Here is a 12630-nt window from a genome sequence, read left to right on the forward strand (position 1 = left end):
GGAAAGTACGGGGCAAATAGGGGTCACGGCGGCGCGGCAAATCCTTGGAAGACCTATTCTCGGGAGAGGTCCTGCAGAGAGGCCGCATGCCGTGACCGGACGGAACGAGCTGCTCATCGAGGCTCGCCAGCGCATGGAATCCCCCGGAGCGCCGGGACAATCGATGACTCGCCGGGAGTTGGCGGACGCCGTCAACGACCAGGTTTTCCGGGCCACCAGCAAGCGGGGGGCCGTCGACGAACGACACGTCGGCAAGTGGGAGCGAGGCGAAACGACATGGCCCAGAAAGCATTACCGGGCCGCCATGCGGGCGGTCCTGAATGTGGCGACGGACGCCGAACTCGGCTTCCGCACGCCGCATCACGCGGCGGATGACCCGAGCGTGAACCGCAAGCAGTTCCTCACCAGCGCCCTGGTGGTTACCACCAATGCGGTGCTGTCGAATTCCGCGCCAACGGAATCCGAGCTCATCGACACCATGGCCGGGCCCACCGCCAACTACCGCCGAATGGAATCCTCCATCCCCTCGGACCGGCTCGCGCCGGTGGTCGACGCGCATTTGAATCTGGTGGCCGGGGTAGTGCGAGATCGCCTGCGCACCTCCGGAGGATTCCGGGCACTATCCGAAATCGCCGGGCTGGCAGCGTGGTTGGCCGCCGACCGTGGGGATGACGCGGCGGCCCGGCGGCGCTACGTGGAGGCCATCCGGCATGCCGAGCGGACGCATCATCCGCTGCTGGTGTCGTACATGACCGCCAGCCTCGGGCACTACGCGGTCGAAATGGGTGATGCCCGAGCGGGTTTGACGCTGTTGCGCACCGCCGCATCGCAATTGAGTCCCGATGTGCCCGACAGTGCCGGGGCATGGATGTCGTCGCTGCTGGCTGTCGCGCACGCGGCGACCGGGGATCGCGCGGGCGCGCTCGGAGCACTGCGGCGGGCCGAGCGGCTGGTGGATCGGCAACGCGGAGAACCCCAGTGGCCGTGGGTGTTCGTTTTCGACGGCCCCAAGGCGGCCCGCTACCAGGCCAGCGCGTTGACGCGGCTGGGCGATCATCGCGCGGCGCACATCGCCTTCCAGAACGCGGACGCCTCGCTGACCGCGGAGAAGCCGCGCGCTCTCGCCCAGGTCGAGCATGCGCAGGTGCTGGCGCGCTCCGGCGACGTGGAGGGCGGATGCGCGCTCGCCGCCGAGGCGCTGATGGTCGGGCTCACCTATCACAGCGAGCGAATCACCCGCCTGGCCAGGGCATTCCGTGCCGGACTGCCCGCGCGTACCGTCGAGGCCAGGGCACTCGACGATGCCCTCGCCACCCTCTACGGACGAGACGATCAATGACGAGCGTCGCCATCACCGGGCACCGTGGCCTGCCGGCAGCCACCCTCGCACTGGTGGATCGGGCGCTGCGGCTGGAGGTGGCGCTGCGCATCCGGCCGGGCGGGCCGCCGCTGCTCGGGGTGAGCTGCCTGGCCGACGGGCCGGATTCGCTTTTCGCACAGGCGATCCTGGACGCGGGCGGGCTGCTGACCGCCGTGATTCCCGCCCGGCGGTACCGGTCGAGTCTGCCCGCGAGCCATCACGCCGACTACGACCGGCTGCTCGACGCCGCCGACCGGGTCATCGCGCTGGACCGCGAGGAGTCGAATTCCGAAGCGCACCAGGCCGGTAGCCTGCGCATGCTCGACGAGGCCACGGAGCTGCTGGCCGTGTGGGACGGCCTGCCCGCCCGTGGTTTCGGCGGCACCGCCGATGTGGTGGCCATCGCCCGGGAGCGTGGCATGCCGGTGACGGTCCGCTGGCCGGAGGGAGCCTTACGCCCGACTTGACCTCAATGGCGGTTGAGGTACCAGGATGCCGATATGGGCTTTCGACAGCCCGGCCCGGGTCCGCACCGAGTCCCGTACACCCCTCGGTGCGGCCCGGGGTTTCTTCCCGCCGGACCTGGGCAATCAACATCCGCGCGACCGGTGGCCGCATGCCGCTCGGCGGCGCGGCGCACACCTCGGCGTAGGGTCGGTAGCGACCGCTCAGCTATCACGTAGCCGCGCCACGCAATTCGGATGGAGAGGACTACAGCATGTCGAACGGGGACACCGTCATCGTCGCGGTGGACGAATCGGCCGGTTCCGCGGTGGCCTGGGCCGCCCACACCGCCGCCCTGCACCACGCACCCCTGCACCTGCTGCGCGTCCTCGAGGTCACCCCCGATCAAGGGCTGGGCCTGGGCACCACCCTCACCACCGAGGACTACGACCGGCTCGAGGACCACGCCAACTGGCTGCTGGAGACCGCCGCCACCGAGGCCGCCAAGGCCGAGCCCGGTCTCACCGTCACCACCGAACTCGCCACCGGCGCAATCATCCCCACCCTCTTCGAACGCACCCGCACCGCCCGCATGCTGGTCGGCGGCGCCCGCGGCGGCGGCACCCTGCGCCGCGCCCTGCTCGGCTCGGTCAGCTCGGTCCTGGCCCGCCGCTCCCACTGCCCGTTCGTGGTTGTCCGAGACGGCGTCCCCCTCCCCCTCGACCTCGCCACCCGCCCCATCCTGGTCGGCGTCGACGGCACCAAAATCAGCGAATCCGCCATCGCCGCCGCCCTCGACGAGGCCGCCGCCCGCGGCGTGGCAGTCATCGCCCTACACGCCGAAGGCTCCTCCGACGACCCCGAAATGGACGCCCTCGACGACTACGTCCTCGCCGAAAGCCTCGCCGGCTGGCAAGAGCGCTACCCCAATGTCCGCATCGACCGCGAAACCAGCCACGACACCCCCGAACGCTCCCTCCTCACCCTTTCGGGCAGCACCCAACTCCTGGTAGTAGGCACCCGAGGCCGAAGCGGCTTCACCTCGAAAGTCTTCGGCTCCACCAGCCAATCCCTCCTCCTCTCCGTCCAAACCCCCATCATGATCACCCCCACCCCCTAACCCACCCCCCTGAATACCTGCTACCAGCACGACCGTACGGCTCGGTAGTCTGACCCAGACGCCCCCGTAGCCCAATTGGCAGAGGCAGCGGACTTAAAATCCGCACAGTCTGGGTTCGAACCCCAGCGGGGGCACCAAAAATGCTGCGCTACAACGTGAGTGGTGAGCAATCGGGTCGGCGGGCGGCGGGATTCGAGGGTGGTCCGCGCCTCGAAGCGCGGCGTGCAGTGGCGACTGGTTATAACCACGTGACAAGCTGATCGGCATGGAGAGCAGGCTGCTGCCGGTGGCAGTGATCGGATTGGGCGATATCGCTGAGAAGGCTTACCTGCCGGTACTGGCGGCCGAGCCGGGGTTGGACATCCATCTCATGACCCGCAATCCGGAGAAACTGGATCAGATCGGGGATCGCTACCGGCTGCCCAATCGGCATTCCAGCCTGGATTCCGTGCTGGCCGCGGGCATCCGGGCGGCATTCGTCCACGCGGCCACGAGTGCACACGTCGAGTTGGTCGATGCCCTGCTGCGAGCGGGGATCGATGTATTCGTAGACAAGCCACTCGATTACACCCTGGAGGGCGCACGCCATCTGGTCGACCTGGCCGAGAGCCTGCAGCGCAGCCTCATGGTCGGCTTCAATCGACGGTATGCCCCGGCCTACGTCGAGGCGGCCCGCCGCAGCAGGTCGATGATCATCTTGCAGAAGAACCGCCACGATCAACCGGAGTCCGCGCGCACCTTCGTCTTCGACGACTTCATTCACGTCGTGGACACCCTGCGCTTCCTGGCCCCTGACAAGGTCACCGACATCCACGTACGCGGCCGCAGAACTCCCGGCAACGAGCAGCTCGATCACATTGTTCTGCAGCTGTCCGGCGACGGTTTCACCGCCGTGGGAATCATGAACCGATGCAGCGGAATCACCGAGGAAACCCTCGAAATCTCCGGTGACAACACCAAATACAAGGTGACCAACCTCGGCGACACCGTCACCTACGACGGCGGCGTGACAACCACCCACCCCCGCGGCGACTGGACCCCGGTCAGCCAACAGCGCGGCATATCCCAAGCAGTCAACCACTTCCTCAACGCAATCCGCACCGGCTACCGACTCGACGCCACAGACGCCCTGCACACCCACGAACTCTGCGAACAGATCATCCGTGAAATCAACGGCTGACCCGGCCGCCCCAGCTTTCAACCGGCGTATTCCCAATCCGGGCCCCGCGGGTCCCAGCAACGGCCTCACGGTTCTAACACTGCACGGCTACGAAGGACTCATCGAACCTTCCTCCAACTCCGCACTTACACAACGATCTTCATTGCCGTGATGGATTGATTACTCGGCAGCCTTCTGTATCGTTCTAGTAGAACGATACAGAAGGCGTTGTGGAGGAGTTTGTACGTGTCTTCGAGAGCGACCATGAAGTCCGTCGCCGCTGCGGTCGGCGTATCGACTTCGACAGTGTCCAATGCCTATAACAAGCCCGATCAGCTCTCTGCCGACGTGCGTGAAAGGGTCTTCGCGGCAGCGCGCGAGCTTGGTTATTCCGGTCCGCACGCCGCGGCCCGTACGCTGCGTAGCCGCCGCGCGGGCGCGATCGGGCTGCTCCTCACCGAGCAGCTGTCCTTTGCGTTCTCCGATCCGTTCGCGGTCGGTCTGCTCGCCGGGTTGAGCGAGGTTGCCGAGGGAACGCGCACGGGGTTACTGCTCATCCCGCTGCCCCGGTACGAGCCGGGCGCTGACGAGGAGACCATGCGCGAGTCGGTCGAGACCGTGCGGCATGCCGTTGTCGACGGCGTCGTCGGCTACTGCATCGACGCCGGACATCCTGCCCTCGAGGTGATCTCGCAGCGCGGATTGCCGTTCGCTCACACTGATGACCACCTCGCTGCCGGACGGCGCGTGGTGATCGATGAGGTCGAGGCCATGCGTGGTCTCGGCAAATACCTGGCCCGACTCGGCCATACCCATGTCGCGATGGTGGTCGACTCCGGACGAGCCAGTACCGCGCCGCACGAGATCACCGACGCGACAACGCTGTACAACAACGCACAGCTGCGGATGCAGGGCCTACGGGAGGGGCTCGGGGCGAACGCTCGGCTGACGCTTGTATCCGGCGGTCACAACTCCGTTGAGTCCGGTATCGCTGCCGCCGCACTGGCCCTCGATCGCCGCGACCGCCCGACCGCGATCGCCGCCGGCGGCGACGTGCTCGCGTTCGGCGTCATCGAGGCGATGCGGCGCCGTGGCCTGGAGGCGGGGCGCGACATCTCCGTCACCGGATTCGACGACATCCCAGGCGCGGAGACCGTCGGGCTCACGACTGTCCGCCAACCGATTCGGGACAAGGGGAGACTCCTAGGACGCATGCTCCTGGATCCGACCTACACCGAAGACCGCGTCGCCCTACCCACCAAACTGGTTATCCGCTCCAGCACCGGTCCGGTGCGCAGTTAACGCTCGCACAAGGAGATCGACATGCATCCCATTGCCGGACACATCGCCGTCAAGGCGACACGGGCCCAAGCCAATTCAGCCCGACCCGACGCTCGAGTCGTACCCGATCCGCAGCCGCGCGAGGCCCGCCTCCGCAAGCACATCGCCGCATTCCTACGCGGGTCCGCCCAGCGCCGAACCCGCCTGGCCAACCGACTCGACCCCTGCCTCGCCAAACCAATACCCTGCTGATTTCGACGCGCAGTCAGAATGAAATGCAATTCCAGCGCACCGATTCAACGTCCAGATGGTCGCGTTGCGGCCCGGAAATGCCGATCTCGTGGACCTATAACTTCAAGCTGCCCGAGTCGCCGGGGATCATCATCGCCCTTAACAGGTTGTCTGAACCGCCAGGCGGGTCGGCATGGAGGGCGGTACGCGTGGGCTGCCCGTGGACGGGATCAGCTGCCGCAGTAGTTGGTTGAGGTTTCGTTGCAGAAGGGGAACTCGTTCATTTTGCCCATGGTTACTGTGAGGACTACGCCTTTGCCCTGGAGGCCGGAGCCGAGGGTGATCCGGACTTGTTCGCCTATTTTGTCGTTTTCGATATCGGTTGAGGCGGTGACGGTTCCGGCGGCTAGTCCGTTCGATACCGATGTCACGGTGAAGCGGACTGTTGCGGAGGGGGCGGCGCCGTAGGAGCAGGCGGTTGGGCAGGCTGAGAGGTCGGCGTAGGTCAGGCTGCCGGAGCCGTTCGGGTCGATTTCGAGTCCCGAGCCGTGGGCGTGCCAGGAGCCGACGAAGGGGGTCAGGCCGGGTACGTCAGCGACGGTTGTGGTCGGCGGGGGTGTGGTGGAGGCCGGTTGGGTGGATGGCTGGGCGGGTATCGAGGTCGATGTTGGTGGGGGCAGCGTCGCTGTCGACTGGTGATGCCATGGCGCCCAGGCGATTACCGCGATGATGGCAACCGCTACCGCGAGGATCGCGATCCACGGCACGATGTGAGCTGCCGATCGTGTGGGCGGCTGGTAGAGCGGGAGACCACTGGGTTTCGGCGGAGACGGTCGGTGGACGACAGTCGTGCTCGCCGGGGGAGGCTGGGCGGTGCCCGACATGGCGGCCATTGCGGCAGCGGCGAGGTCGGCGCAGCTCTGATAGCGGTCGCCGGGGTATTTGGCCATCGCGGTCGCGATGACCTGATCGAGTGCTGCGGGCAGGTGGGGCCGGATCGATCGCGGGCTCGGTGGCGGGTCGAGTAGATGTGCGGCGATCATGGCCGCCTGATCCTTCCGGGGGAAGGGTGGCTGGCCGGTAAGCAGTTGGTGGAGAGTGCAACCGAGGGAGTAGATGTCGGCACGATGATCGGTGGGGTCGTTGGCGAACCGCTCGGGAGCGGCGTAGGCGAAGGTCGCCGTGATGCGGGAGACGGTGAGGGTGTCGTCGAAGGACCGGGCGATTCCGAAATCGGTGAGGATCGCGCGCTCGCCGCGACGCGGGTCATGTTCGATCAGTAGGTTCGCGGGTTTTACGTCCCGGTGCAGCACGTTTCGACTGTGCGCGTAGTCGAGGGCCTCCGCCGCGTCGGTGATCAGTTGGATCGCCCGTTGCGGTTCGAGTCCATGGGGGCGGGCAGCCAGCAAGCCGGTGGCGTCGCCGCCGGCGATGAAACGCATCGACAACCACAATGCGTCATCACCGGGGTCGTTACGGTCATACACCGCAACGATATTCGGATGTTCCAGGCGGGCGGCGAGGGTGGCTTCGCGCTCGAACGCCGCTCGGGCCCCGTGATTGCCCGCGAAGACAGCGCTGATGACCTTCAGGGCGACGCGCCGCTCGAGGCGTGGGTGACCCGCGAGGTACACGGCACCCATCCCGCCGGTCCCGATCAACCGCTCTATGACGTATCCGGCGAAGTAGGTACCTGGTCGCAACTCCACGCCGTCCCCCGAACCGCTTCGCCGAAAAGCTCAGGTCATCGCGTCGAAAACCCGCGAATACGAGAACTGTACGTGCTGTCGGGCCGCTGCAGGCGCATCCTGTGAAGTGGGTGCCGGGTTCTGGTCGGCAAGGAGGAATGCATGGAAAGCGCGCCGAGCAGGACGGCGATATTCGCGGCCATATCGCGTGGATTGTTTCGCCTGGAGACGGCGTCGCCGTGGGTACTGGACGATGTGCTGGCCCTGGTGCTTGTCGGCCCGCTATGGCAGCAGCTGCGAGACCAGTTCGATCCACTGTTTCCCGGCCCGGTCCGGCTCGAGGCCCGTGCGGCTGTCTGCACCCGCAGCCGGTACGCCGAGGACCGGCTGGCTGCCGGTGCTTTCACGCAGTACGTGATTCTCGGTGCGGGACTTGACTCGTTCGCGTGGCGGCGGCCGGATCTGCTCGGCTCGCTGACGGTGTTCGAGGTTGATCACCCTGCCTCCCAGGTCTGGAAGCTCGAGCGGGTCAAAGAGATCGGCCTGCCGCTCAACCCCTCGCAGGTATTCGTACCGGTTGATTTCGAGGCCGAACCGGTTCGAGATGCGTTGGGCGCGGCCGGGTTCGACTGGACGCAGCCGGCGATGTTCTGCTGGACGGGCGTCGCCCCCTATCTGACGGCGCAGGCGATCGAGTCGACGTTGCGCACGATCGCGGCGGCTGCGCCCGGGTCCGAGGTGGTGTTCTCCTACCTGGCCGAGGACGCTGCGCTCGACGACGCGTCGACGGAATACGCCCGTATCTACACACCGATCGCGGCTTCGGTCGGCGAGCCGCTTCAGCCCGGCTGGCCGGTATCCGAGATCGAGAGCCTGGTCAGCCGGTGCGGCCTGAAGGTCGTGGACCACCCCACACGCGCAGAACTCCAGCAGCGGTACTTCGCCGACCGTACCGACGGCGTGCGGCCCTACACCTTCGAAACCCTGGTGGCCGCACGGGTCATCTGAACGAATGTGCCCGATCGGACGCCTCACGACGGATCTGTGAAGCGGTGGGTTTGTGCGGGCGCCCAGCCGGGGTCACCGGTGTGGGCGAACTGGATCCATGCCGCGTGCATGCGTGCGGCGAGCGCGGCTGGGGCGGTGGATGGGCCGAGTAGGCCGCGGGGACCGTGTAGGGCGGGGAGGGTGAGGTTGTCGAAGACGAAGGGGAGTTCCACGGTGTGTGCCGCGCCGAGGCGTCCGTCCACAGCCGTTGAGTGCCAGTCGAATTCATAGGTGTAGGTGAGGGCCGTTCGGTGGGCAGCATGGGCGGCGGCGAGGTGTCTGCTGCCGATTCCGAACAGCGCATCGCTCAGCAGTGTCGACTGCAGTTCCTCCGGGGTCGCCTGTGGGGACAGGTCGCGGTATCGCGCGATGCGCGCCTCGGGATCGGAATCGATCCGGGCGGCAGTGGCGTGCAACTCCACCTCGGTTGTCGAATTGGCCTGCGGCACAAGGTAGAGGTTGGCTTCGCGGGTGTTCGTTCCGATGATCAGTGGCACACCGACCGCGGTCAGGGCCTCGGCCGGTTGCCGGTCGAGGACCAGGCTGAAGGGGCTGAGTCCCGCCAGTGGGTCGGACCGGGTTTCGGTGCGCAGGTCCAAGCCGGTCAGCTCCGGCAGCAATGCGATGAGGCGTTCATCCGGGATATCGGCGAAATCTGCTGCGGTGGGGCTGATTCCGATCGCATCGGCTGCCGCGTGGGTAACCCGCGCGGCCTGTTCCGGACTGAATGCACCGAATCCGTTGCCGCTCTGCACGATAGCGCGATGAAACAGCCCCGTCGCCTCGGGCTCGGCGAGTAGCCCACCGACGATCGTGGCCCCGGCGGACTGCCCGAACACGGTGACATTGCCGGGATCGCCGCCGAACTCGGCGATATTGCGCCGCACCCACCGCAGGGCAGCGATGATGTCGAGCATGCCGCGATTGGCCGGCGCGCCGGGCAGATCGAGAAATCCGGGGATCCCCAGGCGGTAGTTGACGGTCACCAGGACGACCCCGTCCCGGGCGAAAGCTGTTCCGTCGTACAGCGGTGCGCGCGTGGACCCGCTGACGAATCCGCCACCGTGCACGAACACCATGACCGGGCTGTTGCGAGCCTGCGGTGGTGTCCAGATGTTCACTGTCAGGTAGTCCGCGCCGGCCATCCAGCCGGGACCGAAATACGGTGACATGTCGAGTTTTCCGAAGCCGTCACGGCGTGGCTGCGGTGCCGTGGGTCCGGGACGGCCGGCGTCACGAACTCCGGCCCACGGTTGATGCGATCCGGGTGCGGCGAAGCGCGCGGAGCCGATCGGCGGTGCGGCATAAGGGATATCGAGGAAAACGTGCGCTGTCTCACGGCGGCGGCCTGCGACGGAGCCTTCGGTGGTGGTGACGATCGGGTCGGACATGTGAGTCCCTCCTGGTGTCTCGGAACAGCCGCGGGTCACAGCCGCGTGAACGGAGCCCATTCCTTGATGGCGAATGTGTCTGCGTCACGGATGATTTCGGCGGCACCGTGCCCACTGAGATGCGCGGGCAATACGAGCGCGTTCGTATCGGCCGCCCGGCCGAGCAGCCGGCGACGGGTGGCGCGGGCCTGCGCGGGATCCTCGCAGAAGCAGCTGTTGATGTCGGGTTCGACGAACTGCACGGGGTTGTGCAGTAGATCGCCGACGAACACCGCGCGGTCGGTGCCGGACTGCAGCGTGAGTACGGATGATCCGGGCGTGTGCCCGGGCGCCGACTCCAGTGTCAGATTCGAGTCGATGCGGTAGCTGTCGTCCCAGAGCAGTGCCCGACCGGCCTGGTGCACCGGGATGACACTGTCCTCGAACACATTCTGGTTGCCGCGCCCGAAGACGGTCGGGTGGCCGTTGGCCGGATTCCAGAAGTCGAAGTCGCGTCGCGGCATGAGATAGGTGGCGTTGGGGAAGGTGGGGACCCAATCGCGGCCGTCGAGGTAGGTGTTCCAGCCGACGTGATCGATATGCAGATGGGTGTTGATCACCACATCGACGTCCTCCGGCCGCACCCCGGCGCGAGCCAGATTGCCGAGGAAGTCGGTGTTCAGGTGTCCCCAGACGGGTGCATACGGTCGTTCCTTGTGATTGCCGACGCCGGTATCGACCAGGATCGTCGCGCCCGCGCTGCGCAGCAGCCAGGTCTGCACGGCCGAGACGCAGTCGTCGGCATCGGTGTCGACGAAATCCGGTGCGAGCCAGGACCGGTGGCGTTGCCAGGCGTCCTCGGGGCTGTCGGGGAAGAAGGTCTGCGGGGTCATCTCGACCGAGCCGTGGTACTCCATGATCCGGGTGATCGTCACATCACCCAGCACGATCTCGTCCATAGTGCGCTCCTGAGGTTTCGGTGCTTCCGCCTCAGCGTGCGGTCCGGGCGCGACGGCGAGCCAGCCCCGGTTCTGCGTATCCCCGGCAGGGTCAGGCTCGCGGCCGGCTCGGGGTGCAGACTGGGCTGATGAGTGGTGGCCCGATGCAGCTGGGAGAGTTCCTGCGGGCACGTCGTGCGCGCCTGCGCCCGGAGGACGTCGGCCTGCCCGAGTTTCCTGGGCGACGGCGAGTGACCGGTTTGCGTCGCGAAGAGCTGGCGCAGCTGGCCGGAGTGAGCGTGTCGTACTACACCCGGCTGGAACAGGGACAGGCCGGCAATGCCTCCGCGGCCATCCTCGACGCACTCGCAGGCGCACTGCGACTCGATGAACACGAACGTGAGCATCTGCGCCACCTCGCGACGCGACGCCCGCGAACCGGACTCCCACCCTCGGAACGAATGCATCCACTGACGCGAGATCTGTTGCGCGCCTTCGACACCGCGCCCGCCATGGTGCTCGGCCGCCGAACCGACGTGCTCGCATGGAACGGCCTGGGGCACGCGCTCCTCGCCGGGCACATCGACCCCACCGCCCCGGATCGTCCCGCGGACCGGCCCAATCATGCTCGAATGCTGTTCCTGGACACGCACACTCGTGACCTCTACGCGGACTGGCCACGCAAGGCCCGCGCCGTTGTCGGCAATCTCCGCCTCGTCGCCGGCCGGTACCCGGACGACTCGCTGCTGGCCGCCCTGATCGGCGAATTGTCCATGAAGAGCCCGGAATTCGTGAAGATGTGGAGCGATCATCGGGTCACACCGTGCGAGGCCGACTCCTACGAACTACGCCACCCCCTGGTCGGCCCGCTCACCGTCACCCAGCAGATTCTCATCCCCGCCCGCTCACCCGAACAGTCGATCGTGGTCGTCACCACGCCCCCGGGATCCAGCGCGTCGGACTCCCTGGCACTGCTGGCCCGTTCCGCTTCCGTCGATCAGGAATTCGATAGCGTTCGACCATGACCGGGGTCGACCCGGTTCTCAGAGGTCGATAACGACTTTGCCCTTCACTCGTCGACCGGCCTGGAGTTCGACCGCGGCGCGGATTTGATCGATCGGGAACTCCGCGGCAATGGGGACTCGGAGTTGACCGGTCGCGACCAGACGGGCGAGTTCCTCCAGCGCGCCGGGGGCGGCGTTGGCGCCGTTGGCCGGGGTGATTCCGTCGATCTGGGTGGCGATGGTGGTAATGCGGGCGTCGGGGACGCCGAGTGACCTTGCGGCATGCACTGTTTCGGTGCCGAAGAGATCGATGGCCGCGGTGATACCGCCGGGGGCGAGGGTGCGGACCCGATCCGCCAAGCCGTCGCCGTAGGTGACCGGCTCGGCACCGAGATCGCGCAGGTAGTCGGCCGATGCCGCCGATCCGGTTCCGATCACCCGCGCCCCGGCGATCCGGGCCAGTTGGACGGCGAACACCCCGACTCCCCCGCCCGCGCCGCCGATCAGCACGGTGTCCTCCGGTCCGGGTGCGACCACGGCGAGGGCAGCGGATGCCGTGCGCCCGGCGATGGTGAGGGTGGCGGCGGTACGGTCGTCGACACCGTCGGGGGTGTGGTGCGCTTCGTTCGCCGCCGTGCCCGGGATGGGATCGACCACCACGAAGTCGGCGACCGCGCGCGACAGGGCACCACCGAATACCCGGTCGCCAGGTGCGAAGCCGGTCACCCCGTCACCGACCTGGTCGACCACTCCCGCGTAATCGGTGCCGAATCCGACCGGCAGGGTCAGGCCGAACCGGCCGGCGGTGTCCGCGTCAGCGGTCATGAACCAGTCCATCGGGTTCAGACCGGCCGCGGTGACCCGGACTCGCAGCTGACCCGGCCCGGCCTCCGGTACGGGCACCTCATGGACGGCGAGAACTTCAGGGCCGCCGAACGAATCGAGCCGGACCGCCCGGCTGCCGTTGCCACTCCGCACCTGGGTCATG

11 protein-coding genes and 1 tRNA gene are annotated in these 12630 nt (G+C 67.1%); 8 read left to right on the forward strand and 4 right to left on the reverse strand.

The annotated features are described in order from the left end of the window. The first annotated feature begins 91 nt into the window (after positions 1 to 91). From ACFXHA_RS44435 to ACFXHA_RS44460, 6 genes are all read left to right on the forward strand, one after another. Positions 92 to 1339, forward strand: coding sequence for a hypothetical protein (locus ACFXHA_RS44435; RefSeq protein ID WP_379367326.1), 1248 nt, complete (start codon positions 92 to 94; stop codon positions 1337 to 1339). After that, complete coding sequence (locus tag ACFXHA_RS44440) at positions 1336 to 1827, forward strand: hypothetical protein (RefSeq protein ID WP_379367328.1); 492 nt, start codon at positions 1336 to 1338, stop codon at positions 1825 to 1827. The genes ACFXHA_RS44435 and ACFXHA_RS44440 overlap by 4 nt, the downstream gene beginning before the upstream one ends. Before the next feature lie 251 nt (positions 1828 to 2078). Then, positions 2079 to 2924, forward strand: coding sequence for a universal stress protein (locus tag ACFXHA_RS44445; protein ID WP_379367330.1), 846 nt, complete (start codon positions 2079 to 2081; stop codon positions 2922 to 2924). 60 nt (positions 2925 to 2984) lie between these two features. After that, positions 2985 to 3061: transfer RNA gene (locus ACFXHA_RS44450), tRNA-Leu, on the forward strand. A 128-nt stretch (positions 3062 to 3189) separates the two neighbouring features. Then, the gene (locus tag ACFXHA_RS44455; RefSeq protein WP_379367332.1) at positions 3190 to 4104 is read left to right on the forward strand and encodes a Gfo/Idh/MocA family protein; all 915 of its coding nucleotides are present in this window, start codon (positions 3190 to 3192) and stop codon (positions 4102 to 4104) included. A 243-nt stretch (positions 4105 to 4347) separates the two neighbouring features. Continuing rightward, positions 4348 to 5385 (forward strand): LacI family DNA-binding transcriptional regulator, encoded by a 1038-nt coding sequence (locus tag ACFXHA_RS44460; RefSeq protein ID WP_379367333.1) that lies wholly within the window; start codon positions 4348 to 4350, stop codon positions 5383 to 5385. A 440-nt stretch (positions 5386 to 5825) separates the two neighbouring features. Here the strand turns inward: ACFXHA_RS44460 and ACFXHA_RS44465 are convergent, their stop codons facing one another. Beyond that, entirely contained in the window at positions 5826 to 7304 is a 1479-nt protein-coding gene (locus tag ACFXHA_RS44465) for a serine/threonine-protein kinase (protein ID WP_379367334.1), read from the reverse strand. A gap of 141 nt (positions 7305 to 7445) precedes the next feature. On the opposite strand from ACFXHA_RS44465, the gene ACFXHA_RS44470 reads away from it, so the two are divergent. After that, complete coding sequence (locus tag ACFXHA_RS44470; RefSeq protein WP_379367335.1) at positions 7446 to 8291, forward strand: class I SAM-dependent methyltransferase; 846 nt, start codon at positions 7446 to 7448, stop codon at positions 8289 to 8291. Between the two features lie 23 nt (positions 8292 to 8314). Here ACFXHA_RS44470 and ACFXHA_RS44475 read toward each other — a convergent pair whose 3' ends face one another. Next, positions 8315 to 9721 (reverse strand): carboxylesterase/lipase family protein, encoded by a 1407-nt coding sequence (locus ACFXHA_RS44475; protein WP_379367337.1) that lies wholly within the window; start codon positions 9719 to 9721, stop codon positions 8315 to 8317. A gap of 35 nt (positions 9722 to 9756) precedes the next feature. Continuing rightward, positions 9757 to 10659 carry an MBL fold metallo-hydrolase gene (locus tag ACFXHA_RS44480; protein WP_379367338.1) on the reverse strand — a complete coding sequence of 301 codons (903 nt, stop codon included), beginning with the start codon at positions 10657 to 10659 and terminating at the stop codon, positions 9757 to 9759. A 128-nt stretch (positions 10660 to 10787) separates the two neighbouring features. Here ACFXHA_RS44480 and ACFXHA_RS44485 point away from each other — a divergent pair, with 128 nt between their 5' ends. Continuing rightward, positions 10788 to 11663 (forward strand): helix-turn-helix transcriptional regulator, encoded by an 876-nt coding sequence (locus ACFXHA_RS44485; RefSeq protein ID WP_379367340.1) that lies wholly within the window; start codon positions 10788 to 10790, stop codon positions 11661 to 11663. Positions 11664 to 11681: 18 nt separating this feature from the next. On the opposite strand, the gene ACFXHA_RS44490 is transcribed toward ACFXHA_RS44485, so the two are convergent. Continuing rightward, complete coding sequence (locus ACFXHA_RS44490) at positions 11682 to 12629, reverse strand: NADP-dependent oxidoreductase (RefSeq protein WP_379367342.1); 948 nt, start codon at positions 12627 to 12629, stop codon at positions 11682 to 11684. Between the last annotated feature and the right edge of the window lies 1 nt (position 12630).

It is taken from the genome of Nocardia sp. NPDC059240, assembly GCF_042753865.1.
Taxonomy (GTDB): Bacteria; Actinomycetota; Actinomycetes; order Mycobacteriales; family Mycobacteriaceae; genus Nocardia.

Coding starts and splice junctions, on each gene's coding strand:
- ACFXHA_RS44470 (WP_379367335.1), top strand. CDS start 7,446: ATGGAAAGCGCGCCGAGCAGGACGGCGATATTCGCGGCCATATCGCGT.
- ACFXHA_RS44440 (WP_379367328.1), top strand. CDS start 1,336: ATGACGAGCGTCGCCATCACCGGGCACCGTGGCCTGCCGGCAGCCACC.
- ACFXHA_RS44460 (WP_379367333.1), top strand. CDS start 4,348: ATGAAGTCCGTCGCCGCTGCGGTCGGCGTATCGACTTCGACAGTGTCC.
- ACFXHA_RS44455 (WP_379367332.1), top strand. CDS start 3,190: ATGGAGAGCAGGCTGCTGCCGGTGGCAGTGATCGGATTGGGCGATATC.
- ACFXHA_RS44445 (WP_379367330.1), top strand. CDS start 2,079: ATGTCGAACGGGGACACCGTCATCGTCGCGGTGGACGAATCGGCCGGT.
- ACFXHA_RS44485 (WP_379367340.1), top strand. CDS start 10,788: ATGAGTGGTGGCCCGATGCAGCTGGGAGAGTTCCTGCGGGCACGTCGT.
- ACFXHA_RS44490 (WP_379367342.1), bottom strand. CDS start 12,629: ATGACCCAGGTGCGGAGTGGCAACGGCAGCCGGGCGGTCCGGCTCGAT.
- ACFXHA_RS44480 (WP_379367338.1), bottom strand. CDS start 10,659: ATGGACGAGATCGTGCTGGGTGATGTGACGATCACCCGGATCATGGAG.
- ACFXHA_RS44475 (WP_379367337.1), bottom strand. CDS start 9,721: ATGTCCGACCCGATCGTCACCACCACCGAAGGCTCCGTCGCAGGCCGC.